The 22802-nt window shown below is 55.7% G+C and carries 24 protein-coding genes; 15 read left to right on the forward strand and 9 right to left on the reverse strand.

What is annotated here, in order from left to right:
* The 8 genes from B9Z35_RS06680 (at position 1) to B9Z35_RS06715 (ending at position 7995) form a co-directional block, all read left to right on the forward strand.
* Positions 1-1989: a bifunctional 3-phosphoshikimate 1-carboxyvinyltransferase/cytidylate kinase gene (locus B9Z35_RS06680; protein ID WP_108282935.1), complete on the forward strand. Its 1989-nt coding sequence runs from the start codon at positions 1-3 to the stop codon at positions 1987-1989.
* A 180-nt stretch (positions 1990-2169) separates the two neighbouring features.
* Entirely contained in the window at positions 2170-3849 is a 1680-nt protein-coding gene (rpsA, locus tag B9Z35_RS06685; protein WP_108282936.1) for a 30S ribosomal protein S1, read from the forward strand.
* Positions 3849-4166, forward strand: a complete 318-nt coding sequence (locus B9Z35_RS06690; protein WP_108282937.1) for an integration host factor subunit beta — start codon at positions 3849-3851, stop codon at positions 4164-4166. The genes rpsA and B9Z35_RS06690 overlap by 1 nt, the downstream gene beginning before the upstream one ends.
* A gap of 59 nt (positions 4167-4225) precedes the next feature.
* Entirely contained in the window at positions 4226-4528 is a 303-nt protein-coding gene (locus B9Z35_RS06695) for a lipopolysaccharide assembly protein LapA domain-containing protein (protein WP_199219782.1), read from the forward strand.
* Positions 4518-5669: a lipopolysaccharide assembly protein LapB gene (gene lapB, locus B9Z35_RS06700; RefSeq protein ID WP_108282938.1), complete on the forward strand. Its 1152-nt coding sequence runs from the start codon at positions 4518-4520 to the stop codon at positions 5667-5669. Before B9Z35_RS06695 ends, lapB begins: the two co-directional genes overlap by 11 nt.
* Entirely contained in the window at positions 5666-6595 is a 930-nt protein-coding gene (rfaE1, locus tag B9Z35_RS06705; protein WP_108282939.1) for a D-glycero-beta-D-manno-heptose-7-phosphate kinase, read from the forward strand. The genes lapB and rfaE1 overlap by 4 nt, the downstream gene beginning before the upstream one ends.
* Positions 6596-6637: 42 nt before the next feature.
* Positions 6638-7636, forward strand: coding sequence for an ADP-glyceromanno-heptose 6-epimerase (rfaD, locus tag B9Z35_RS06710; RefSeq protein ID WP_108282940.1), 999 nt, complete (start codon positions 6638-6640; stop codon positions 7634-7636).
* 11 nt (positions 7637-7647) lie between these two features.
* Positions 7648-7995, forward strand: a complete 348-nt coding sequence (locus B9Z35_RS06715; protein ID WP_233246502.1) for a helix-hairpin-helix domain-containing protein — start codon at positions 7648-7650, stop codon at positions 7993-7995.
* Here B9Z35_RS06715 and B9Z35_RS06720 read toward each other — a convergent pair.
* Genes B9Z35_RS06720 through B9Z35_RS06735 form a run of 4 tightly spaced genes read right to left on the reverse strand, consistent with a single transcriptional unit; the run spans position 7982 to position 10503 of the window.
* Positions 7982-8221, reverse strand: coding sequence for an oxidoreductase-like domain-containing protein (locus B9Z35_RS06720; RefSeq protein WP_108282941.1), 240 nt, complete (start codon positions 8219-8221; stop codon positions 7982-7984). The two genes, B9Z35_RS06715 and B9Z35_RS06720, sit on opposite strands and share 14 nt — an antisense overlap.
* 28 nt (positions 8222-8249) lie before the next feature.
* A complete protein-coding gene (locus B9Z35_RS06725) occupies positions 8250-9071 on the reverse strand; it encodes a substrate-binding domain-containing protein (RefSeq protein ID WP_108282942.1) in 822 nt (273 codons plus the stop codon).
* Positions 9068-9769 (reverse strand): ATP-binding cassette domain-containing protein, encoded by a 702-nt coding sequence (locus tag B9Z35_RS06730; protein WP_108282943.1) that lies wholly within the window; start codon positions 9767-9769, stop codon positions 9068-9070. Before B9Z35_RS06730 ends, B9Z35_RS06725 begins: the two co-directional genes overlap by 4 nt.
* The gene (locus tag B9Z35_RS06735) at positions 9766-10503 is read right to left on the reverse strand and encodes an ABC transporter permease (RefSeq protein WP_108282944.1); all 738 of its coding nucleotides are present in this window, start codon (positions 10501-10503) and stop codon (positions 9766-9768) included. Before B9Z35_RS06735 ends, B9Z35_RS06730 begins: the two co-directional genes overlap by 4 nt.
* A 61-nt stretch (positions 10504-10564) precedes the next feature.
* On the opposite strand from B9Z35_RS06735, the gene B9Z35_RS06740 reads away from it, so the two are divergent.
* The 4 genes from B9Z35_RS06740 to B9Z35_RS06755 all read left to right on the forward strand — a co-directional run bounded on the left by B9Z35_RS06740 (position 10565) and on the right by B9Z35_RS06755 (position 14467).
* Positions 10565-11689, forward strand: coding sequence for a substrate-binding domain-containing protein (locus tag B9Z35_RS06740; RefSeq protein ID WP_108282945.1), 1125 nt, complete (start codon positions 10565-10567; stop codon positions 11687-11689).
* Between the two features lie 117 nt (positions 11690-11806).
* Positions 11807-12346 (forward strand): TRAP transporter small permease subunit, encoded by a 540-nt coding sequence (locus B9Z35_RS06745; RefSeq protein WP_108282946.1) that lies wholly within the window; start codon positions 11807-11809, stop codon positions 12344-12346.
* A 12-nt stretch (positions 12347-12358) separates the two neighbouring features.
* Positions 12359-13879 (forward strand): TRAP transporter large permease subunit, encoded by a 1521-nt coding sequence (locus tag B9Z35_RS06750; RefSeq protein WP_108282947.1) that lies wholly within the window; start codon positions 12359-12361, stop codon positions 13877-13879.
* 72 nt (positions 13880-13951) lie between these two features.
* Entirely contained in the window at positions 13952-14467 is a 516-nt protein-coding gene (locus B9Z35_RS06755) for a hypothetical protein (RefSeq protein WP_108282948.1), read from the forward strand.
* Between the two features lie 69 nt (positions 14468-14536).
* Here B9Z35_RS06755 and B9Z35_RS06760 read toward each other — a convergent pair whose 3' ends face one another.
* The 4 genes from B9Z35_RS06760 to B9Z35_RS06775 all read right to left on the reverse strand — a co-directional run bounded on the left by B9Z35_RS06760 (position 14537) and on the right by B9Z35_RS06775 (position 18829).
* Complete coding sequence (locus B9Z35_RS06760) at positions 14537-15616, reverse strand: TRAP transporter substrate-binding protein (RefSeq protein ID WP_108282949.1); 1080 nt, start codon at positions 15614-15616, stop codon at positions 14537-14539.
* A gap of 175 nt (positions 15617-15791) precedes the next feature.
* A complete protein-coding gene (gene dxs / locus B9Z35_RS06765) occupies positions 15792-17648 on the reverse strand; it encodes a 1-deoxy-D-xylulose-5-phosphate synthase (protein WP_108282950.1) in 1857 nt (618 codons plus the stop codon).
* 6 nt (positions 17649-17654) lie between these two features.
* Positions 17655-18575: a polyprenyl synthetase family protein gene (locus tag B9Z35_RS06770; protein ID WP_108283490.1), complete on the reverse strand. Its 921-nt coding sequence runs from the start codon at positions 18573-18575 to the stop codon at positions 17655-17657.
* Between the two features lie 8 nt (positions 18576-18583).
* On the reverse strand, positions 18584-18829 hold the full coding sequence (locus B9Z35_RS06775) for an exodeoxyribonuclease VII small subunit (protein WP_108282951.1): 246 nt from the start codon (positions 18827-18829) through the stop codon (positions 18584-18586).
* 168 nt (positions 18830-18997) lie between these two features.
* Between B9Z35_RS06775 and B9Z35_RS06780 the strand changes: the two genes are divergently transcribed.
* Genes B9Z35_RS06780 through B9Z35_RS06790 form a run of 3 tightly spaced genes read left to right on the forward strand, consistent with a single transcriptional unit; the run spans position 18998 to position 21938 of the window.
* Positions 18998-20128: an aromatic ring-hydroxylating dioxygenase subunit alpha gene (locus B9Z35_RS06780; RefSeq protein ID WP_108282952.1), complete on the forward strand. Its 1131-nt coding sequence runs from the start codon at positions 18998-19000 to the stop codon at positions 20126-20128.
* A 9-nt stretch (positions 20129-20137) separates the two neighbouring features.
* On the forward strand, positions 20138-21034 hold the full coding sequence (locus tag B9Z35_RS06785) for a DMT family transporter (RefSeq protein WP_108282953.1): 897 nt from the start codon (positions 20138-20140) through the stop codon (positions 21032-21034).
* A gap of 46 nt (positions 21035-21080) precedes the next feature.
* On the forward strand, positions 21081-21938 hold the full coding sequence (locus B9Z35_RS06790; protein ID WP_108282954.1) for a sulfurtransferase: 858 nt from the start codon (positions 21081-21083) through the stop codon (positions 21936-21938).
* Positions 21939-21945: 7 nt separating this feature from the next.
* On the opposite strand, the gene B9Z35_RS06795 is transcribed toward B9Z35_RS06790, so the two are convergent.
* Positions 21946-22788, reverse strand: a complete 843-nt coding sequence (locus B9Z35_RS06795; RefSeq protein WP_108282955.1) for a ZIP family metal transporter — start codon at positions 22786-22788, stop codon at positions 21946-21948.
* Positions 22789-22802: the final 14 nt, after the last annotated feature.

A 22802-nucleotide genomic window follows, 5' to 3' on the forward strand; every position in this document is an offset into this window, starting at 1 on the left:
ATGTTCTCCACTGCCTTCCTAGACCTCCCGCCGCTGCAAGGCGCATCCGGCACTGTTACCCTACCTGGCTCCAAAAGCATTTCCAACCGTGTGTTGTTGCTCTCGGCCTTGTGCCAAGGCACCACCGTGGTCCACGACTTGCTGGACTCCGACGACACCCGCGTGATGTTGGCTGCGCTGCGCCAACTCGGCTGCGGTGTAGACGTTCAAGGCACCACGGTCACCATCACTGGCTTAGGCGGCCAACTCAAGCACCACGACGCGATTGAGTTCTTCATGGGCAACGCGGGCACGGCCATGCGCCCGCTCACGGCTGCACTTGCGGTGTTGGGTGGCGATTTCACGCTCAAGGGCGTGCCACGCATGCACGAGCGCCCGATTGGTGACTTGGTGGATGCACTGCGTTTGCTTGGCTGCTCAATTGACTACTTGGGCAACGATGGTTTCCCTCCGCTGCACATTGGCCAACCATCACTCAAAGTGGATGCGCCTATTCAAGTGCGCGGCGATGTATCGAGCCAATTCCTCACAGCACTGTTGATGGCTTTGCCCTTGGCAGCCAAAACACACGACATCGTGATTGACGTGGTGGGTGAACTCATCAGCAAGCCCTACATCGACATCACACTCAATCTGTTGGCGCGTTACGGCATTGCGGTCAAGCGCGATGGTTGGCAGCGCTTCACCATTCCACAGGGCTGCAGCTATCAGTCGCCCGGCACTATTCACGTGGAGGCCGATGCGTCTTCTGCCAGCTACTTCATCGCGCTGGGTGCGATTGCTGAAGGCGAAGGCATCCGCATCCAAGGCGTAGGTGCAGACTCCATCCAAGGTGACATTCGCTTCATGGATGCCGCTGCGCAAATGGGTGCCAAGATCACCAGCGGTCCCAACTGGCTCGAAATCAACCAAGGCGCTTGGCCACTCAAAGGCATCACCCTCGACTGCAACCACATCCCTGATGCCGCCATGACCCTGGCCGTGATGGCGCTCTACGCCGACGGCCCCACCACGCTGCGCAACATCGCCAGCTGGCGTGTGAAAGAAACCGACCGCATCGTGGCCATGGCTACTGAATGCCGCAAGCTCGGTGCAAGTGTTGAAGAAGGCCCAGACTGGATCACGGTTCACCCTCTACCGAAAGATGGCTGGAAAGCCGCCAGCATCCACACCTACGACGATCACCGCGTGGCCATGTGTTTCTCGCTGGCAGCTTTCAATGCCGACAAAGTAACCGTTCGCATCGAAGACCCCAAGTGCGTGGCCAAAACATTCCCCGATTACTTCGAGGCTTTGTTCTCTGTGGCGCACGCCAACACCCAAGACATACCCGTCATTTGCATCGATGGCCCCACCGCCTCGGGTAAAGGCACCTTGGCCAGCCGCGTGGCGCAGGCTTTGGGCTACCACTACCTCGACTCAGGTGCGCTGTACCGCGTGACGGCCTATGCCGCTTTGAAAGCAGGCCTGTCGCTAGAAGCCAACGACGAAGCACGCATTGCCGACCTCGCCCGCACTCTGCCCGTGCGCTTTGAAGGCGACACCGTATGGCTTGGCAGCGAAGACGTCAGCGACGCCATTCGCACCGAACAAGCGGGCATGAATGCTTCTAAAGTGTCTGTTTTACCTGCCGTACGTACCGCTTTGGTAGCGCTACAGCACAGTTTTCAACGCCTGCCCGGCCTCTTGGCCGATGGTCGTGACATGGGTACTGTCATCTTCCCCAATGCGCCTTTGAAGGTGTTTTTGACGGCGAGCGCCGCGCAGCGCGCCGAGCGTCGTCATAAGCAATTGATTTCAAAGGGAATTTCGACTACACTCGACAGTCTTCGCGCCGATTTAGAGGCCCGCGACGCACGCGATTCTTCGCGCAGCGTGGCGCCCTTGAAAGCGGCACAAGATGCTTACCAACTCGACAACTCATCGCTCTCTATCGAAGCCTCGGTAGATCAAGTGTTGACGTGGTGGCAAGCAAAGCAGCCTTTTTAATTTTTTGAAATAGGCTGCAAAACCTGGCCCGTTTGGCTCCTCTCGCGCTGCATTGGCGCACTGGCCCAACGGATCTAAAACTTAACCTGTGGCTCACGCCACAAAACCACCGCTTATCGCAGGCCCATGTGGTGCAGCAATTGTGTTGCCCTCTTTCCCGTGATGAGACAAAGGAAATAAATGTCTGAATCTTTTGCCGCCCTATTTGAAGAATCTCTGAAGCGCTCCGAAATGCGCACCGGTGAAGTGATCACTGCTGAAGTGATCCGCATCGAGCACAACCACGTTGTGGTGAATGCTGGCCTCAAGTCTGAAGCCTACGTGCCAATCGAAGAATTCAAGAACGACAAGGGCGAGCTCGAAGTCCAAGCGGGTGACTTCGTGTCAGTTGCGATCGGTAGCGTTGAAAACGGCTACGGCGACACCATTTTGAGCCGCGACACTGCCAAGCGTTTGGCATCGTGGATGAGCTTGGAAAAAGCTCTGGAATCTGGCGAGTTTGTCACTGGTACAACCAGCGGCAAAGTCAAGGGTGGCTTGACCGTGTTGGTCAACGGCATCCGCGCCTTCTTGCCTGGTTCATTGATCGACACACGTCCGATCAAAGACTTGTCTCCTTATGAGAACAAGACCATGGAATTCAAAGTCATCAAGCTCGACCGCAAGCGCAACAACGTTGTGTTGTCTCGCCGCGCTGTGGTGGAAGCTTCGATGGGCGAAGAGCGCGCCAAGTTGATGGAGACTTTGAAAGAAGGCTCTATCGTCAATGGTGTGGTCAAGAACATCACCGAATACGGTGCATTCGTGGACTTGGGCGGTATCGACGGCCTGTTGCACATCACCGACATGGCATGGCGTCGTGTGCGTCACCCATCTGAGGTGGTCACAGCTGGTCAAGAAATCACTGCCAAGATCCTCAAGTTCGACACCGAGAAAAACCGCGTGTCTTTGGGCCTCAAGCAAATGGGCGACGATCCTTGGATGGGCGTCAACCGCCGCTACCCACAAAGCACTCGCTTGTTCGGCAAGATCACCAACATCGCCGACTACGGCGCATTTGTGGAACTCGAACCAGGCATCGAAGGCTTGGTGCACGTGTCTGAAATGGACTGGACCAACAAGAACGTTGCTCCTTCCAAGATCGTGTCATTGGGCGACGAAGTCGAAGTCATGGTCCTCGAGATCGACGAAGACAAGCGCCGCATCAGCTTGGGCATGAAGCAATGCAAAGCTAACCCTTGGCAAGACTTCGCTCAAAACACCAAGCGCGGCGACCGCGTGAAGGGCCCAATCAAGTCCATCACCGACTTCGGCGTGTTCGTTGGTTTGGCTGCCGGCATCGACGGTTTGGTTCACTTGTCTGACTTGTCTTGGAACGAAACCGGCGAAAACGCTGTGCGCGAATTCAAGAAGGGTCAAGAAGTTGAGGCTTTGGTCTTGGCTGTGGACGTGGACCGCGAGCGCATCAGCTTGGGTATCAAACAACTCGACTCAGACCCATTCACCACTTTCGTGTCGATCAACGACAAAGGCCAAACCGTTACCGGCAAGGTCAAGACTGTGGACGCTAAGGGCGCTGAAATCGACCTCGGCGAAGACATCATCGGCTATTTGCGCGTCAGCGAAATTTCACGCGACCGCGTGGAAGATGCAAGCCACGTGTTGAAAGTCGGCGACGAAGTGACTGCTGTGGTGGTGAACGTGGATCGCAAGACCCGCAACATCCAGTTGTCGATCAAAGCCAAAGACGCTGTGGACCAACAAGAAGCTATGGCTTCCTTGTCACAACAGTCGAAGAGCGAAAACGCTGGTACGACCAGCTTGGGCGCTCTGTTGCGCGCTAAGCTCGACAACAACTGATGACCCGTTCAGACCTGGTCGAAGAACTGGCTGCCCGCTTTGGGCAGCTCACGCACCGCGACGCCGAGTTCGCTGTCAAGACGCTTCTTGACGCGATGAGCGACGCGCTGGTGCGCGGGCACCGCATTGAGTTGCGGGGCTTTGGCAGTTTTTCGATCAACCGTCGCCCGCCTCGCATGGGACGCAACCCGCGTTCCGGCGAAAGCGTGGCAATTCCTGAAAAGCGCGTACCCCATTTCAAGCCGGGCAAAGCCCTGCGCGAAGCGGTGGACACGCGCACCAAGGAATTGTTGGCGGGGTCTGAGCTCAAAGGTTGAGAAACGGTTTTTTCAAGCTGCCGCAAGGCTAAAATGGCCCTCGTCACAGAGGAGCTAACTTGAAAAACCTCATGTGGCTGCTTCAGTTATTACTGAAGGCAGCCATTTTTTTTACCCTGTTCGCTTTCGCGCTGAACAACCAACACGATGCCGTGGTCCATTTCTTTTTTGGCACCACTTGGAGCGCGCCGTTGGTATTGGTGCTGCTAACCGTTTTCGTCATGGGCGTGGCGGTAGGCGTTATTGGCATGGTGCCGCGCTGGTGGAAACATCGCCGCTTGGCCCAACTAGCCAAGACCCCAACAACGCCTGAAACCACAGCGTCAGCCTCTTCTTCTGCGGACCCCACACATGGAATTTGACCTCAGCTGGATTTTGCTGGGCTTGCCCGTTGCCTTCATCTTGGGCTGGGTCGCCTCGCGCATGGATTTGCGCCAGCTGCGTCTTGAAAACCGCCAAACCCCCAAAGCGTATTTCAAAGGTTTGAACTACTTGCTCAACGAGCAGCAAGACCAAGCCATTGATGCCTTCATCGAGGCCGTGCAACACGACCCCGACACGTCTGAGCTGCACTTTGCACTGGGCAACTTGTTTCGCCGTCGTGGCGAATACGAACGTGCGGTGCGTGTGCACCAGCACCTGCTGTCACGTGGCGACTTGAGCCAAGCCGATCACGACCGTGCGCAACACGCCCTCGCTTTGGATTACCTCAAAGCTGGCTTACTCGACCGCGCCGAAGAAGCGCTCAGCAAACTCGAAGGCACGGCCCACCAAGCGCAAGCGCACTTGGCCTTGCTGAGTATTTACGAGCGCTCACGCGACTGGGCCAAGGCTTCTGTCATCGCTCAAAAGCTAGGCAACAGTGAACAAGGCAGTTTCCAGGGTCGCTTGGCACATTACCTATGCGAAGAAGCCGAAAGTCTCGATGTGGCACAGCATGCCGCCCAAGTCGTGGTCTTGCTGAACCAAGCCACAAAGGCCGCACCCAACAATGCGCGCGCACGTATTGCATTAGCCAAGACCTATGAGCAAACCAATCGTGCCAGCGAGGCCTACACCACGCTTGAAGACTTAGCCTCTCAAGTACCCGCCTCTTTGCCTTTGCTCGCGCCTAAGTTGGCTGCACTCGCCCTGACCTTAAGCTGCGCCCCCAAAGCGCTGACTTTGCTAGAAACCAGCTACGCCAAAACTGCATCACTCGATGTGCTCAATGCCATCGTCACTTTGCGCAAAGCACAAGGTGAGGCCCATACGGGGGACTTGTTTGCGAAGCACTTAGAGCGCGAACCCTCTTTAGTCGCCGCCACGCAATGGATTGCTAACGAAAAATTTGAGCACGAAGAATTTCATCCGCAAGTGCAACGCGCCTTAGAACGAGCAGCTAAACCGTTGCAACGCTACCGCTGCGCCGCTTGTGGCTTTGAAGCGAGTCAACACTTTTGGCAATGCCCAGGCTGCCAAGCTTGGGACAGCTACCCCGCACGACGCGTGGAGGAACTATGACGATCACCCAACAACAACTCAGCCATGCCCACGTCTTGGTCGTGGGCGATGTGATGCTCGACCGCTATTGGTATGGCGCGGTCGACCGCATCAGCCCAGAAGCCCCTGTACCCGTGGTGCGCATCACGCGTGAAGAAAACCGTTTGGGCGGTTGCGCCAACGTGGCCTACAACGTGGTCAGCGTGGGCGCCAAAGCATCGCTCTTATCTGTGGTGGGCGACGACGAAGCGAGCCACCTGCTTGAAGACTTGGTCGCCAAGACTGGCATTGCACCTCACTTAGGTCGCGACAGCCAACTCAAAACAACGGTCAAGCTGCGCGTGATTGGTCGTCAGCAGCAGCTGCTTCGCGTGGACTTTGAGAACACGCCACAAAACGAAGTGCTGGCCTCGCAAACCGACCAATTCATGCATTTACTACCCAACCACAATGTGGTCTTGTTCTCTGATTACGGTAAAGGCGGGTTGGCCCATGTGTCCCAAATGATTGCAGCAGCTCGCGCTGCAGGCAAAGCCGTGTTGATAGACCCTAAAGGAAGCGACTACTCACGCTACGCGAGTGCGACCTGTATCACGCCTAACCGTGCAGAACTAGAACAAGTCATTGGCAAATGGAGCACCGAAGCTGAACTGGTGCAAAAAGCGCACGTCCTGCGTCAAGAGCTCAAACTCGACGCCCTGTTGCTAACACGCAGCGAAGAAGGCATGACCTTGTTTGATGCACAAGGCGAATTGAGCGTGTCGGCACAAGCTCGTGAAGTGTTTGATGTGACAGGGGCTGGCGACACCGTGATTGCCACTTTGGCCACGTTGGTTGCAGCGGGTTTGAGCCTGCGCGAAGCCATGCCTTTGGCCAACAAAGCCGGTGGTGTGGTGGTGGGCAAGTTTGGCACAGCCACCGTCAGCTACGAAGAATTGATGGCCTAAATACAGGGCAAGTACAAAGGCCTTTGTGCCACTGGAGAAATTATGAAAATCGTCGTCACAGGCGCAGCTGGTTTTATCGGCAGCAACATCATCAAGGGCTTGAACGCTCGCGGCATCAGCAACATCATCGCGGTCGATGACTTAACTGAGGGCGATAAGTTTCGCAACATCGCCGACCTCAAGATCGCCGACTACCTCGACAAAGATGTGTTCTATGAACTCTTTGCTGAAAACGCCTTTGGCAAAGTCGAAGCCGTGTTCCACGAAGGCGCATGCAGCGACACCATGGAGAGCGACGGCAAATACATGATGGACAACAACTACACACTCTCGTGTGGTCTGTTCAATGCCTGCCAACAAAGCGGCACACGTTTGCTCTACGCGTCATCTGCCGCTACCTACGGCGGCAGCGACACGTTCATTGAGGCGCCTGAATACGAGTTGCCTCTCAATGTGTACGGCTACTCCAAATTGTTGTTTGACCAACGCATGCGCTTGGAGTGCAACAACAACTTCAAGAAGTTCAAGCGCCAAGTGGTCGGCTTTCGTTACTTCAACGTGTACGGCCCGCGCGAGCAACACAAAGGCCGCATGGCCAGCGTAGCGTTTCACCAGTTCAACCAATTCAATGCTGAAGGCAAAGTGAAATTGTTTGGCGAGTACGGCGGCTACGCCCAAGGCGCGCAAATGCGCGACTTCGTCTTCATTGACGACGTGGTTGCTGTGAACCTGTGGTTCTTAGACAACCCCGACAAGTCTGGCATCTTCAACCTCGGCTCTGGCCGCGCACAGCCCTTCAACGATGTGGCCTTGTCTGTGGTCAACGCCATGCGTGCCAAGAAGGGGGAATCAGCACTTGATTTAGCCGGTGCTGCGAAAGCCGGTTTGATTGAATACGTGCCCTTCCCCGACGCACTGCGTGGCAAATACCAGTGCTACACACAAGCCGACCTCACCAACCTGCGCGCAAGCGGCTGCGACCACACATTTGCCGATGTGCAAAGCGGTGTCACGCAATACATGGCGACTTTGAGCAAATAAGCATCTCGCACATGAGCCCCCTGCAAAACTACTCATGTTCTTGCTCGGTGTTCAATGCGATGAATCAATGCGTTCGACGCGATGTACTGCGCAGCTTATTGAGTGGCGTTGTGGCGCTGATGTTTTGTCACACTGCATTGGCGCTTGACATCAACCAAGCCAATGAAGCGGAGTTAGACAGCATCAAAGGTATGGGTCCGGCACTCAGCGCCAAGGTACTAAAGGCCCGTTCGCTTGGAGCCTTCAAAGACTGGTCTGACTTGATGCAACGTGTTTCAGGTATTCGTCAAAACAAAGCACAGCAGTTGTCAGAACAAGGATTGACCGTGAACGGTCAAACGTTTGCTACAAAGCCTTAGCTAATCGCAAAGCTTGCAACGCATCTTCGCGCCAGAACATGGCGGCCGCGAAAAAACCCTCCCACACACAACCATTGCAGCCACGCCCGCAGCAGGTGGTGGGTTCAGGTGGTGGTAAACGCAACGCAACACCGCATTGCGCGGCATATGCTTGTGCCTCTGCAAAAAAGGCCAATGCGCAAGGCCCATCGCTCAAAGGCATGCGGGCTAAAGATTCGATGCTCATGCACGAATCCTAGCCGCATCACGGATGCTTATTTGTTGGCGTTGGCGAAGAACAATTGCTCGCCACCAATTTTGTAGCCGTTGATCGAAGCCTGACCCGCAGGTGAAACCACCCAATCCACAAACTTTTGCGCCAAGTCTGCTTTGACATGGGGGTGCTTGGCGGGATTGACCACCATGACGCCGTATTGGTTAAACAAGCTCTTATCACCTTCAACCAAAATTTGTAAGTCTTGGCGATTCTTGAAGTTCAGCCATGTGCCGCGATCCGTCAATGCATACGCGCCAGTGGATGACGCAATGTTCAATGCGGGGCCCATACCGCAACCGCACTCTTTGTAGCCAGCGCCTTTGTTGTCTAAGCCCGCTTGTTTCCAAAAACGTAATTCAGCCGCGTGTGTGCCGCTTTTGTCGCTGCGTGACACAAAGCCAGCTTGCATATTGGCCACTTTTTGCAAGGCAGACACGATATCTTTGCCGCGTGTTTTGGCTGAGTCATTCGCAGGGCCAACCAGCACAAAGTCGTTGTACATCACGGGCGAGCGTTTCAAGCTGAAACCTTCGGCCACAAACTTTTCTTCGGCTGCTTGGTCGTGCACAAACAACACATCGGCATCCCCTCGACGTCCGGTGTCCAGCGCTTGGCCCGTGCCCAACGCCACCACCTTGACGTCAATGCCAGTGGCTTGTTTGAATGCAGGCAACAAGTGTGCAAACAAACCAGACTGCTCAGTAGACGTGGTCGACGCCATCACGATGCTGGGCACCTGCGCATGCACGACGCTGCTGCCCCATGTCAATGCCACAGCAAAGAAACTGGCCAATGAAACTAAATGTGCACGACGTGTCATCCCAACTCTCCCTTTAAAAATAAATGTGCCTCGGGGTGGCTCTCACCCAAGGGCCGATTGAAAAACTCATCCACTGGCAAGTCCGCCAACACGCGACCTGTCTCCAAATAAATCACCCGTGTGGCCAATCGTTTAACTTGACCCAAGTTGTGGCTGCTGAACAGCAAGCTCACCTTTGACGCTGCCACCCAATCGGCTAACAAGCGCTCCACCTCGCGTTTGGCATGCGGATCAAGGCTTGAGGTGGGCTCGTCCAACAACACAAAGTTAGGTTGCAAGGCCCACGCACGGGCCAAGGCTAAGCGCTGCTGCTGCCCACCCGACAAGGTGCGTGCCGAACGCTCGGCCATGTCTTGCAAGCCCACACGCTCAAGCGCCAGCAAGGCTCGCACATGTGCCTCACGCCAAGGCGTGCCTTGCAACCACAAACCCCACACCACAAAGCGCAGCACCGAGGTGCGCAACATGTGCGGCCGCTGAAACACCATGGCTTGGTTCACCTCAGAAACCACCTCAACCCGCCCAGCAGACACGTTGAGCAACCCATGCGCCACGCGCAACAAAGTGCTTTTGCCGCAACCATTCGCGCCTACCAATGCCACGCGTTCGCCCGCTTGCATCTGCAAGTTCACGTCTTGCAAGGCCTTGTGCGTATCAAACTGCACCGACACATCGCGCATGGTCAACACCGCACTCATACCAGCACCCCCTGCACAGGGTCTGAGCCAGCGCCATCGATGCGTTGTCGCCAACGACGCAGCGCAGAAATCAATACGTTAAGCAGCAGTACCACGCCCATGAGTACAAAACCAAGGGCCAGCGCCAAAGGCAAATCACCCTTGCTGGTTTCCAGCGCAATGGCCGTGGTCATCACGCGCGTGAAACCTTCGATGTTGCCGCCCACCACCATCACCGCGCCGACCTCTGAAATAGCTCGTCCAAACGCTGCAATCAACACTGTAAGCAAGGCATAGCGCTCGTCCCAAGCCAGCAGCACACTGCGCAGCCAAGGCTTGGCGCCCAAAGACTGCAACTGCTCGCCATGGTTGCGCTCGGAATCTTCCACGCATTGGCGGGTCAATGCCGTGACCACGGGCAACACCAAAATAGTTTGTGCCAGCACCATGGCCTTGAGGCTGAACAACCAGCCCAAAGATCCCAGCGGCCCCGTACGTGACAACATTAAATACACCAACAAGCCCACCACCACCGAAGGCAGGGCCAACAAGGTGTTGAGCACCGTCAACAGCGCATCACGCCCCGCAAAACGCGCCACGCCCAACCACGCGCCCAACACCACGCCGAGGGTACACGCCATGGCTGTGGCCAGCACGCTCACCCAGAGAGAGCGGCCGACAATGGACCAAAGCACAGGATCAAGCTGGGTCAGTAGTTGTAAAGCCGTCAGGGCGGTATCGGTCAAAGTCGTCATAAATCTATCAAAACTTCAGTTATCGTACTGAGCTACCCAATACCCCACCATATGTAAGTCCGTGCATAGCGTCAGCCTTCATTACACCCTCAGCCATCGAGATGACAACGAGTCAGCCTCAGGCACTGACACAGCATTGCTGCGCCATCCTTTGATGGACTTGCTGCAAGCCGTGGCACAAAAAGGATCTATCTCTGCAGCTGCCCGCGAGCTCAACTTGTCCTACCGCCATGTGTGGGGCGAACTCAAACGCTGGGAAGAAGTGCTGGGCCACGAACTGATCGTGTGGGAAAAAGGCCAATCGGCCAAGCTCACCGAATTTGGCGACAAACTCATGTGGGCAGAACGCCAAACCCAGGCCCGTTTAGCCCCGCAACTCGAAGCTTTGCGCGCCGACCTAGAGCGCACCTTTGCTGTGGCGTTTGACCCTGATGCCCATGTGCTGACTCTTTATGCCAGCCATGATGACGCCCTGCCGCGCCTGCGTGAACATTCAGCCAGCGCTGGGCTGCATTTGGACATCCGCTTTTGCGGCAGCGTCGACGCCATTCGCGCCCTCAATGAAGGGCGCTGCACCTTGGCCGGCTTCCATACCCAAAGCAACCCTGCAGCCAATTCACACACGGCCAGAGCCTACAAAGATCTGCTACAGCCGGGCCTGCACAAAATCATTGGCTTTGCCACGCGCAGCCAAGGCCTTATCACCGCTGCTGGCAACCCACTGCAGTTGCACAATTTGGCAGATGTGGCCAAGCGTCAAGCCAGCTTTGTGCAGCGCAGCCCCGGCACGGGCACACGGGTACTGCTAGACGACTTATTGGCGCAAGCCCAGCTGAGCGCTCAAGACCTCAACAACTGGCCCGATGAAGAACCCTCGCACACCGCTTTGTCAGAAGCCATTGCGTCGGGCCGCTGCGATGTGGGCTTAGGCATTGAAAGCACTGCCCGTGCGCGAGGTCTTGGCTTTGTGCCATTGGTGCAAGAAGAATTCCATTTGGTTTGCCTCAAATCTGCTCTAGATACGCCAGCCACATTGACACTCCGCCACCTCTTACAGGACCAAGCATGGGCAGACGCCTTGAACGCGCTAAAGGGCTACCAAACCCAGAACTGCGGGGAGGTGCAGTCCCTCAGCAAGCGTCTACCTTGGTGGACCTTCAAACGGGCAAAGAAAAACTCCAGTTGATACCCTGTATTCAGCTTGAACTAATTTCAAAGACAGTTTGAAAACTTCAATTAGATCAAGATCGATCAAGTCTTTGTCTTGTTACCATCACACGTTGGCAAAAAACGGAGGCACGCAGTGTCAAAACTTCTTAAATTTGCATTAGGCGTCGACCGCATCAGTGAGCAATTTGGCCACGTGGCGGCATTTGGCGTTTTGGCTGCTGCCGTGATCTCGGCTGGCAATGCGTTCATTCGCTACGGCTTTGACGTCAGCTCCAACGGCTGGCTCGAAATCCAGTGGTACCTGTTCGCAGCCACCGTCATGTTGGGCGCACCCTTGGTGCTTAAGCTGAACGAACACGTTCGCGTGGACTTGTTCTACGGCAAGCTCAAAGACAAAGGCCCTGTGTATGTGGACTTGTTTGGCTTGGTGCTGTTCTTGTTACCCGTGATGGCCATGTTGGCTTGGTTGAGCTTTCCGCTCTTCGTCAAAATGTTGGTGACCAACGAAATGTCTAGCAATGCAGGTGGTCTGATCCGTTGGCCCGCCATGCTGCTTCTCCCCTTGGGCTTTGGCTGGATGTTCCTGCAAGGTTTGAGCGAAATCATCAAGCGCGTGGCGTACTTGCAAGGCAAGTTCGAAATGGACACGCACTACGAAAAGCCAGTGCAATAAGGACCCCGCACCATGGAAATGCAAAACTTCGCACCCATCATGTTCGGCGGCCTTGTGCTGACGATGCTCATTGGTTTCCCCGTCGCGTTCTCGCTGGCGTTTTTGGGCTTGGCTTGTGGCCTCTTCGCCATCAGCATGGACTGGTTCCCTGTGAGCTTCATGTCCAACTTGCCGCTGAACATCTTTGGCATTCTCAGCAACGACTTGCTGCTGGCCATTCCGTTTTTCACCTTCATGGGTGCCATTCTTGAAAAGTGTGGCCTCGCCGAAGACATGCTCGACTCCATGGGCCAGCTCTTTGGCACCGTGCGCGGTGGCTTGGGCTACTCAGTCATCATCGTGGGCTTCATCTTGGGCGCGATCACCGGCACGGTGGCTGGCCAAGTGATTGCTATGGCTTTGATTTCATTGCCGGTGATGATCCGCTACGGCTACAACATGCGCTACGCCACCGGCGTGCTGGCTGCCTCAGGCACCATCACCCAGTTGGTGCCACCCTCACTCGTGTTGGTGGTGATGGCTGACCAGCTCGGCCGCTCTGTGGGCGACATGTACAAAGGCGCATGGGGCCCATCCATGCTGCAAGTGGCCATCTTCGCGCTCTACACATTTGGTCTCGGTCTCATCAAACCTGACCATGTGCCAGGCATTCCAAAAGAAGCCCGCACCGCAGACGGTTTCCACTTATGGATGAAATGCTTGCGCGGCATCATCCCCTCAGCCTTCTTGATTTTTGCTGTGTTGGGCTCGATGGGCGGTTTGCCCGGCATCAACACCGCCATTGCCACCCCTACCGAAGCCGGTGCCATGGGTTGCGTGGGCGCTTTGATCTTGGCTGCCATTCATAACCGTTTGGACAAAGACCTGATTTGGGAAGCCATGCACAGCACCATGCGCCTCACAGCCATGGTGGTGTTCATCTTGATCGGCTCACGCGTGTTCTCGATGGTGTTCCAAGGTGTGGACGGTGCTAAGTGGGTCGAGCATTTGCTGACTGGCTTGCCAGGCGGCCAAGTCGGCTTCCTCGTAGTGGTCAACATCTTCATCTTCTTCTTGGCGTTCTTCTTGGACTTCTTTGAAATCGCCTTCATCATCTTGCCTATGCTCGGGCCCGTCGCTGACAAGATGGGCATCGACATGGTGTGGTTCGGTGTGCTGCTGTGCGTGAACATGCAAACCAGCTTCATGCACCCACCTTTCGGCTTTGCACTGTTCTATTTGCGTGGCATTGCGGATACCTTGTTCAAAGAAGGCCGCATTGAAAAGCCCGTCAAGTCCAACGACATCTACATGGGCGCCATTCCTTGGGTAATCATGCAGCTGATCTTGGTCGTGATCGTGATCTTTGTGCCCGAGACCGTGACCATGTTCTTGGACAAAGAAGAAAAGGTCGATCTCGACAAAGTGGTCATTGAAATGCCCACCGAGCAAGAAGTCCCCGAAGCCGAGCTCAAGCTCGACGGCGCCAAGCCCTCTGCAGGTGAAAGCGCTGCAGAAGAACAAAAGCGCATGGAAGACTTATTCAAAAAATAAAGTCTCACTAATGACTAGCCCCTCCGGTACGCCAGAGGGGCTTTTTCTTGCCAGTCTCACACACTTATCTGCATGACCACAACCAAACAATTCACCCCGCCCGCAATAGGTCCAGCACCTTTTGTGTTTCACCCATCGGCTGACGATGGCATTGAAGGGCCCGCTTTTTCACGCTGGTTTCAAGCCATTACTTGGGCCACCCTTGTGGGTTCTGGCTACTGGCTGTTCAGCCTATGGCAACAGGGCAAGTTTGGGGGCGACACTGGCTTGAATGGCTTGCGTGCTGCAGGTTGGTTTGTGTTGGGTTGGGCCCTGCTCGCTTGGACGACTTGGCATGTCATGCACAGCCGCGCTCGCTTAGACGCCACAGGCATTCACCAAACCTGGATTTGGGACAAGCACATGAGCTACGACGAGCTGGCCTATGCCAAGCTCATCCGCATCCGTGGCTTGGAGTGGTTCATGGCCCCTCGCTTTTATGTGCGAACCTTGATGGGTAAATTTGCTGTGTTTTATGTCAGCAACGCGCATGTGCAAGCCGAATGCGGACGTCTGAGTGAAGAGTTGGCTGCCTTTCGCGAGTTTTAAAACTCACACGCATGACCCATAAAAAACCGCGCCGAGGCGCGGTTTTTTGTTGGTTCAGAAAAAGCTGGATTACAGCTTTTGCTTTTGCATGAATTGGTCGAATTTCATTTCTGTAAATTGGAACCACAAGTTGGAGTCACCACGGAACTTGGCGTAATCTGTGTACACCTTTTTCCAGTTGGCGTTCTTAGCGTTGAGTTCTTCATAGAAAGCCATCGACTCTTTGAAAGCAGCGGCCATCACGTCTTTCGGGAACTCGCGCAACTTGGTGCCAGAGCCCACCAACTGCTTCAGTGCAGCTGGGTTGCGAGCGTCGTACTTGGCTTGCATGTCGGTGTGTGCCATGGCAGCAGCAGCTTCGACAATGGCCTTATTCTCTGGCGACAGGGCAGCAAAAGCTTTGTCGTTGATGAAGAAGTCGAGCTGAGGGCCACCTTCCCAGAAGCCTGGGTAGTAGTAGAAAGGCGCAACCTTGCTGAAGCCCAATTTCAAATCGTCATAAGGGCCAATCCACTCGGCTGAGTCGATCGTGCCTTTTTCCAACGCTGGGTAGATGTCGCCACCAGGAATGTTTTGTGGCACAACGCCCAAACGCTCCAACACTTTGCCACCGAAGCCACCGATACGGAACTTCAAACCTTTGAGGTCAGCCACCGATTTGATTTCTTTGCGGAACCAGCCACCCATTTGAGCGCCAGTGTTACCGCCTGGGAAGCTCACGATGTTGTACTTGGCGTAGAACTCGCGCATCAGCTTCAAGCCATTGCCTTCGTACATCCAAGCTGTCATTTGACGGCTGTTCAAGCCGAAAGGAATGGCGCAACCCAAAGCGAATGTTTCGTCCTTACCAAAGAAGTAATAAGGGGCTGTGTGGCACATCTCCACAGAACCTTGTTGCACGCCGTCGACCACGCCGAATGCAGGCATGATTTCGCCAGCAGCATGCACCGAAATTTCAAACTTACCACCCGACATGGCTTTGACAGCCTTGGCGAAGGTGTCAGCTGCACCGTGGATGGTGTCGAGCGACTTAGGAAAGCTCGAGGCCAAGCGCCAACGAATAGCGGCTTGAGCATGCACTGCGGGGGCTGCACCGGCAGCCAAGATACCTGCAATACCTGCGTTTTTAATGACGGAACGACGGTCCATATGAGACTCCCATGAGTTGTTAAAACAAATCCTGTAGGGCGTACTTTTCTAAGCATTCACCCCCAGCGATGGGGCATTGTATGCAGTTGCCAAAGCCAATCAATCCACGGGTTTTCCCCTGAAGTTCTTATGTTCCAAAAAACTTCAGAGGGCGTGAAATTACTTCAATGAAAAGTTAATTCAAAAGCGTTGCAAAACGCTTTTCGATGGATGCTTGAATGCCTTCGGCATCCAATCCCAACTCGGCCAAGAGTTTGACCGGGTCACCATGCTCGGTGAACACATCGCCGATACCTAACACCAACACCGGTTTGGGTTGTTGCAGGTCTTGCAAAGCTTCGAGCACCGCCGAGCCTGCACCGCCCATTACAGCGCCCTCTTCCACCGTGACCAAGGCATCGTGGGTGGCTGCAATCTTGGAAAGCAACTCAGTGTCCAGAGGCTTGGCCCAGCGCATGTTCACCACGGTGGCGTTGAGTGCTTCACCCGCTTGCAACGCAGGGTAGAGCAACGTGCCAAACGCAAGGATGGCAATGCGCTTGCCTTCGCGGCGCACTTCGCCTTTGCCAAACGGCAAAGCATTCAAGCCAGGCTGCACAGGCACACCTGCGCCAGCGCCGCGTGGGTAGCGCACGGCCACGCAATGGTCTTGTTGGTAGGCAGTGGTCAGCAACTGACGACATTCGTTTTCGTCCGCAGGGCACGCCATGCTCACGTTAGGAATACAACGCATGAACGGGATGTCGTACAAGCCCGCGTGCGTCGCACCATCCGCACCCACGATGCCTGCGCGGTCTAGCGCCAGCACCATGGGTAATTTTTGCAGCGCGACATCGTGAATCACTTGGTCATACGCGCGCTGCAAGAAGGTCGAGTAAATCGCCACCACCGGTTTAAGCCCTTCGCAGGCCAAACCTGCGCCAAACGTCACCGCGTGTTGCTCGGCAATACCAACATCGTGATAACGCTCGGGGAAGCGCTTGTTGAACTCCACCATGCCCGAGCCCTCACGCATGGCGGGCGTGATGCCTACCAACAAGGGGTCATGCTCGGCCATGTCACACAGCCATTGGCCAAACACTTGGGTAAAGGTGGTTTTAGAGGGACTGGTGGCAGGCACCAAGCCCACCGCGGGGTCAAACTTGCCCGGTCCGTGATAGGCCACAGGGTCGGCCTCAGCCAGTTTGTAGCCTTGGCCTTTTTTGGTCACCACATGTAAAAACTGTGGACCTTCTAAGTGCTTGATGTTTTCCAGCGTGGGAATGAGTGACTCAAGGTCATGCCCATCGATCGGGCCAATGTAGTTAAAGCCAAATTTTTCAAACAAGGTGGCAGGCACCACCATGCCTTTGGCATGCTCTTCAAAACGTTTAGCTAACTCGAACAAAGGCGGCGCGCCTTTGAGCACTTGCTTACCCACCTCTTTGGCAGTCGCGTAAAACTTGCCGCTAATCAGCTGCGCCAAATAGCGGTTGAGCGCGCCCACGGGGGGGCTGATCGACATGTCGTTGTCATTCAAGATGACCAGCAGTTTCGAGGTGGACACACCGCCGTTGTTCAAAGCTTCAAAGGCCATGCCTGCGGTCATCGCACCGTCACCAATGACGGCGATGGCGTGGCGTTGTTCGCCTTTTTGCTGGGCGGCAATGGCCATACCCAAAGCGGCCGAAATACTGGTGGACGAGTGAGCCGTGCCAAAGGCGTCGTACTCGCTTTCGTCACGGCGCGGAAAACCGCTCAGGCCGTGGCGTTGGCGCAGCGTGCCCATTTGGTCGCGGCGGCCCGTCAGAATTTTGTGTGGGTAGGTTTGATGACCCACGTCCCACACGATGCGGTCGTGCGGCGTGTTGAACACATAGTGCAAAGCCACGGTCAACTCGACCGTGCCGAGGTTAGAGCTGAGATGCCCGCCTGTTTTCGCCACGCTATTAAGCACGAACGAACGCAACTCATCGGCCAGCGCTGGCAACTGGTGGCGCGGCAGATCCCGCAGATCGGCGGGTGAATTGATGGTTTGCAACAAATTAGGCATGTTTCTTCAAGTGTTCCGGTTCACCACGCGCTCAGCCAAAGCGGCCAGCGTGTGGGTGTGCGTCAAGCCCGAGCTATGCAAGGCATCGAGGGCCTCGCGCAACAACGACTGCGCATATGACTTGGCTTCTTCCAAACCCAGTAACGACACGTAGGTGGGTTTGTCGTTCGCAGCGTCTTTGCCTGCGGTTTTACCAAGCGTGGCTGAATCGGCGATGACATCCAAAATATCGTCTACCACCTGGAAAGCCAAGCCTAAGGCTTGACCATAGCGCTTCAAGCCATTCAGCGCTTGTGGTGTGGTCTCTCCACAGACTGCACCCATCATGACGCTGCCTTCCAGCAAAGCACCCGTTTTCAAGCGGTGCATGTGGCGCAGTTGATCTTCGTTCAGGGCCACGCCCACACTGGCCAAATCAATCGCTTGACCACCGGCCATGCCTGCATGACCTGCTGAGGTGGCGAGCAAACGGCACAAACGCGCTTGCACGCCATCAGGAATGGCCGATGCGTCTGGGGTGAGAAATTCAAAAGCCAAGGCCTGCAAAGCATCGCCGGCCAACAAAGCTTGGGCTTCGCCAAACTGCACATGCACGGTGGGCTTGCCACGGCGCAATACGTCGTTGTCCATGCACGGCATGTCGTCGTGCACCAGCGAGTAGGCGTGAATCAATTCCACCGCACACGCAGCACGCAAGGCGGCTTCATCCAGCGCAGGGTCTTTTGTGCCGTGGGCCACGGCCTCACGCGCGGCCAACACCAACAATGGGCGCAAACGCTTGCCGCCATCGAGCACTGCATACCGCATGGCATCACCCAAGCCTGCAGGGGCTTGTGGACTGATCCAGCTTGACAAAGCGTCTTCAACGACAGTCAACCAATGGTTGCTCCATTGGTCGAGTTCAGTCGTCGTCATGACATGGGTCATCGCAGCGCTCACGTCGGTGTCCAAGTCTTCAATGCGCCGTTGTCGAGCACCTTGATTTGCTGCTCCACCGCGTCCAACTGCGCACGGCAGTAACCCAAAAGTTCGGCACCACGCTGATAACCCGATAACAAATCGGACAAAGGCAATTGGCCCGACTCCATTTGTTGCACCAAGGCCTCTAGCTCTTTCAAAGCAGCCTCATAGCTGGCAGGCGCAGTATCTGCGCCGCTGGGGGTAGTTTTGGCCTTGGGCATGGTGTGCGGATATCCGTGTTTGAGATGGGTCAAATAGCCCGTCATTTTAGGCCTCATGCGGGGCATGGTTAGCCCCCTTGGGTACAATGGGCATCCTTCAATCGACCCTCGGGCCGATTTATTTTTTTCACTTCTCTCCCTGTGGGGAGTCTTTAGGTCAGGTCACCCATGTCTGATTTAAGTCTTCAACTGCAGCAGGCGCATAGCCAACTACCAGTTACCAGTTATTTCGACGAGGCGCTTTTTCAGCGCGAACTGGAGACCATCTTTCAGCAAGGGCCCCGTTATGTGGGCCACCAGCTTGCCGTGCCCAATGTGGGCGACTACTACGCTTTGCCACACGAAGGCGAAGGGCGTGCGCTTGTGCGCTCGGCCAACGGCGTAGAACTGGTATCCAACGTGTGCCGCCACCGCCAAGCAGTGATGCTCAAGGGCCGTGGCTCTCTCAACAACCAAGCCCCTGGCTCTGCCGGCGGCAATATCGTGTGTCCCTTGCACCGGTGGACATATGCGCCCTCTGGTGAATTGCTGGGTGCGCCCCACTTCTCGCACGACCCTTGCCTCAACCTCAACAACTACAAGTTGCGTGAGTGGAACGGCATGCTGTTCGAAGACAACGGCCGCAACATCTTGGCAGACCTCGCCGGCATGGGCCCCGCCAAAGATCTGAACTTTGATGGCTACGCCCTCGACCACGTCGAGCTGCACGAGTGCAATTACAACTGGAAGACCTTCATCGAGGTCTACCTAGAGGACTACCACGTCGGCCCCTTCCATCCAGGCCTTGGCAACTTCGTGACGTGTGACGACTTGCAATGGGAATTCAAACCCGAGTACTCGGTGCAAACCGTGGGCGTGGCCAACACCTTTGGCAAGCCCGGCTCTGACGTGTACAAAAAATGGCACGACGTGCTGCTGAACTATCGCAGCGGCGCTCTGCCCGAGCGCGGTGCAATATGGCTCACCTACTACCCCCACATCATGGTGGAGTGGTACCCACATGTGCTGACCGTGTCCACCCTGCACCCTGTCAGCCCCACCAAAACGCTCAACATGGTGGAGTTCTATTACCCAGAAGAAATCGTCGCCTTCGAGCGCGAATTCGTGGAAGCCCAGCGCGCGGCCTACATGGAAACCTGCATCGAGGACGACGAAATCGCCGAGCGCATGGACGCAGGCCGCAAGGCTTTGATGGACCGTGGCGACAACGAAGTCGGCCCTTACCAAAGCCCCATGGAAGACGGCATGCAGCACTTCCACGAGTGGTACCGCGGCAAACTCAACTTTTCGCAAAGCTAAGCCAACGCCATGCAAGCCCTGTGGATGCTGCTGGGTGCAGCCTTTTTTGCGACCATGGGGGTTTGCGTCAAGTTTGGTTCGGAGCACTTCAACTCGGCTGAACTGGTGTTCTACCGAGGTGTGGTGGGTTTTGTTTTTTTAGCCGTCATTGCGCGACAAAAAAATATTTCGCTGCGAACCGAATACTTGGGCATGCACGTGTGGCGCTCCATCATTGGCGTAACCTCGTTGAGTGCTTGGTTTTACGCCATCGCTAAATTGCCCTTGGCAACCGCTATGACGCTCAACTACATGAGCAGCGTATGGATTGCCGCCTTCATCGTGGGTGGCTCGCTCATCAACTGGAAACCCAGCGAAGACCAAAGCCCTTGGTCTCAAGGCCCCTTAGCACTCACGGTCATGGCTGGCTTTGCAGGCGTCATCATGGTGCTGCGCCCCACCATGGCACAAGACCAAATTTATGCTGGCCTTATTGGACTCATGTCTGGTTTTTGCGCTGCCTTTGCCTACATGCAAGTCATGGCGCTAGGCCGCATGGGCGAGCCTGAAACCCGCACCGTGTTTTACTTTGCTATCGGCACGATCTTGGCAGGACTGGCAGGCATGGCCTTCATGGGCATCTCCACTTGGGAATGGGAGCACGCTGTGTGGCTCATTCCCGTGGGCATTTTTGCTTCACTGGGTCAGCTGTGCATGACCCGCGCCTACAGCCAGGGAGCCACACTGGTGGTGGCCAACTTGCAATACTCAGGCATTGTGTTTGCAGCCTTATACAGCTTGCTGTTGTTTGGTGATGACATCCCGCTGATTGGCTGGGTTGGCATGACCCTGATCACCGCAAGTGGCATGGCAGCGACTTTGCTGCGTGCCCGTGCGGCGCCACAAACACCCGCCGAAGAACACTGACGCGACATGTCATCCGCTTAGCTTTGATATCTCAAAGGAAACCGCTATGTACACCACCCTCATTTCTGTTGCTCAACTCAAAGCCTTGCAAACCAGTGGTACACCTTTGGCTGTGTTCGATTGCACCTTCGATTTGATGAACCCACCTGCAGGCCACTCACAATTTGTAGAGCAACACATCGCAGGCGCACAACACGCCGACTTAGACCAGCATCTCGCCACACACGATGCTGGCAAAGCCGTGAATGGCGGCCGCCACCCCCTGCCACAACGCGAAGTATTTGCGGCTTGGTTGCAAAGCATGGGTCTTAACAACAACACCCAAGTGGTGGTGTATGACCGCAATGGCATGAACTACTGCGGCCGCTTGTGGTGGATGCTGAAGTGGTGTGGACACGAAGCAGTAGCCGTGCTCGATGGTGGGCTTCAAGCTTGGACTACTTCGGGTGGTGCGATTGCTAGCGGTGAACAACGCACTACTGAGCGTGGCAATTTTTCTTTGCGCGCGTCGTTGGTCACATTCATCGACACCACCCATGTGGCCAAGCATTTGAACGACGGCACACAAACCATCGTCGACGCACGCGGTGCACCCCGTTACCGTGGGGAAGTGGAACCACTCGACCCAGTGGCTGGCCACATTCCTGGCGCACTCAACAGACCTTTCAACACCAACCTCAACGCCGATGGTTTCTTCAAAAGCGCAGATGAACTGCGTGCTGAATTTACCGCTCTGCTAGGCAGCGCCAAACCCGAGAGCGTGGTGCATCACTGCGGCAGTGGCGTGAGCGCGGTGCCCAATGTGTTGGCCATGGAAGTGGCGGGCTTAGGCCGCACAGCTCTCTATGCAGGCAGCTGGAGCGAGTGGTGCAACACGGCCGGCCTGCCCTGCGAAAAATCTTGAATGTAGATTAGTGCTGCGCCCACTCGCCCAAAGCGGCGACGAGGGCAATGCCTGCAAACAACCAAGCCACTTGGGCCGCCGTCTCTTTGGGTGAGAGACGTTTTTGCAATTGCGGAATCAAATCAGCCAACGCCACATAGATAAAGCTGCTGGCTGCCACCACCAAAAAGAACGGCAAGTATTCGTGCAGTGCGCCGACGAGCAAGTAGCCCACCAAACCACCAATCGCGGTCACGCCACCTGCAAGCGTGAGCTTGAACAAAGCAGCGCGTGGGTTGCTGAGCGTTTGGCGCAACACCACCAAGTCGCCCACATGGTGCGGTACTTCGTGGGCCATCACTGCCAACGCTGCAGCAATACCCAAACGAGGGTCTGCCACAAAAGCGGCCGCAATCAAAATGCCATCGCCAAAGGCGTGCACGCTGTCGCCCAGCAACACTGCCCAACCACCACTGTGGTGGTTGTGGCCATGATGGTGGTGATCATGATGAGCATGCCCCGCGTGCGCGTGATGGTCGTGAGCATGTGAGTGGCTATGCGCTTCATGCGAATGGTCATGCCCGTGCTCATGCCCGTGATGCCAAAGCTCAGCCTTGTCGAGCAAAAAGAAAAACACCAAACCGACCAACAATGCACCAAACAAGGCCTGCGCTGAAACACCTGCACTGACGGACAACTCAAACGCCTCTGGCAACAACCGCGTGAACGCCGTAGCTAGCAAAGCGCCGGCTGCAAGACTCAGCAAATGTTGAGTGAAACGCGACAGCAGTGCATAAGCCAACAATGCCGCCAGCCACACACTGCCCATGCCAGCGACTAAGGTGCCAACAAGAATTGAAATCAAGGTCATAGGCGCATTATCCC

The organism is Limnohabitans sp. Jir61, from assembly GCF_003063545.1.
In the GTDB taxonomy this organism is placed as follows: Bacteria; Pseudomonadota; Gammaproteobacteria; order Burkholderiales; family Burkholderiaceae_C; genus Limnohabitans.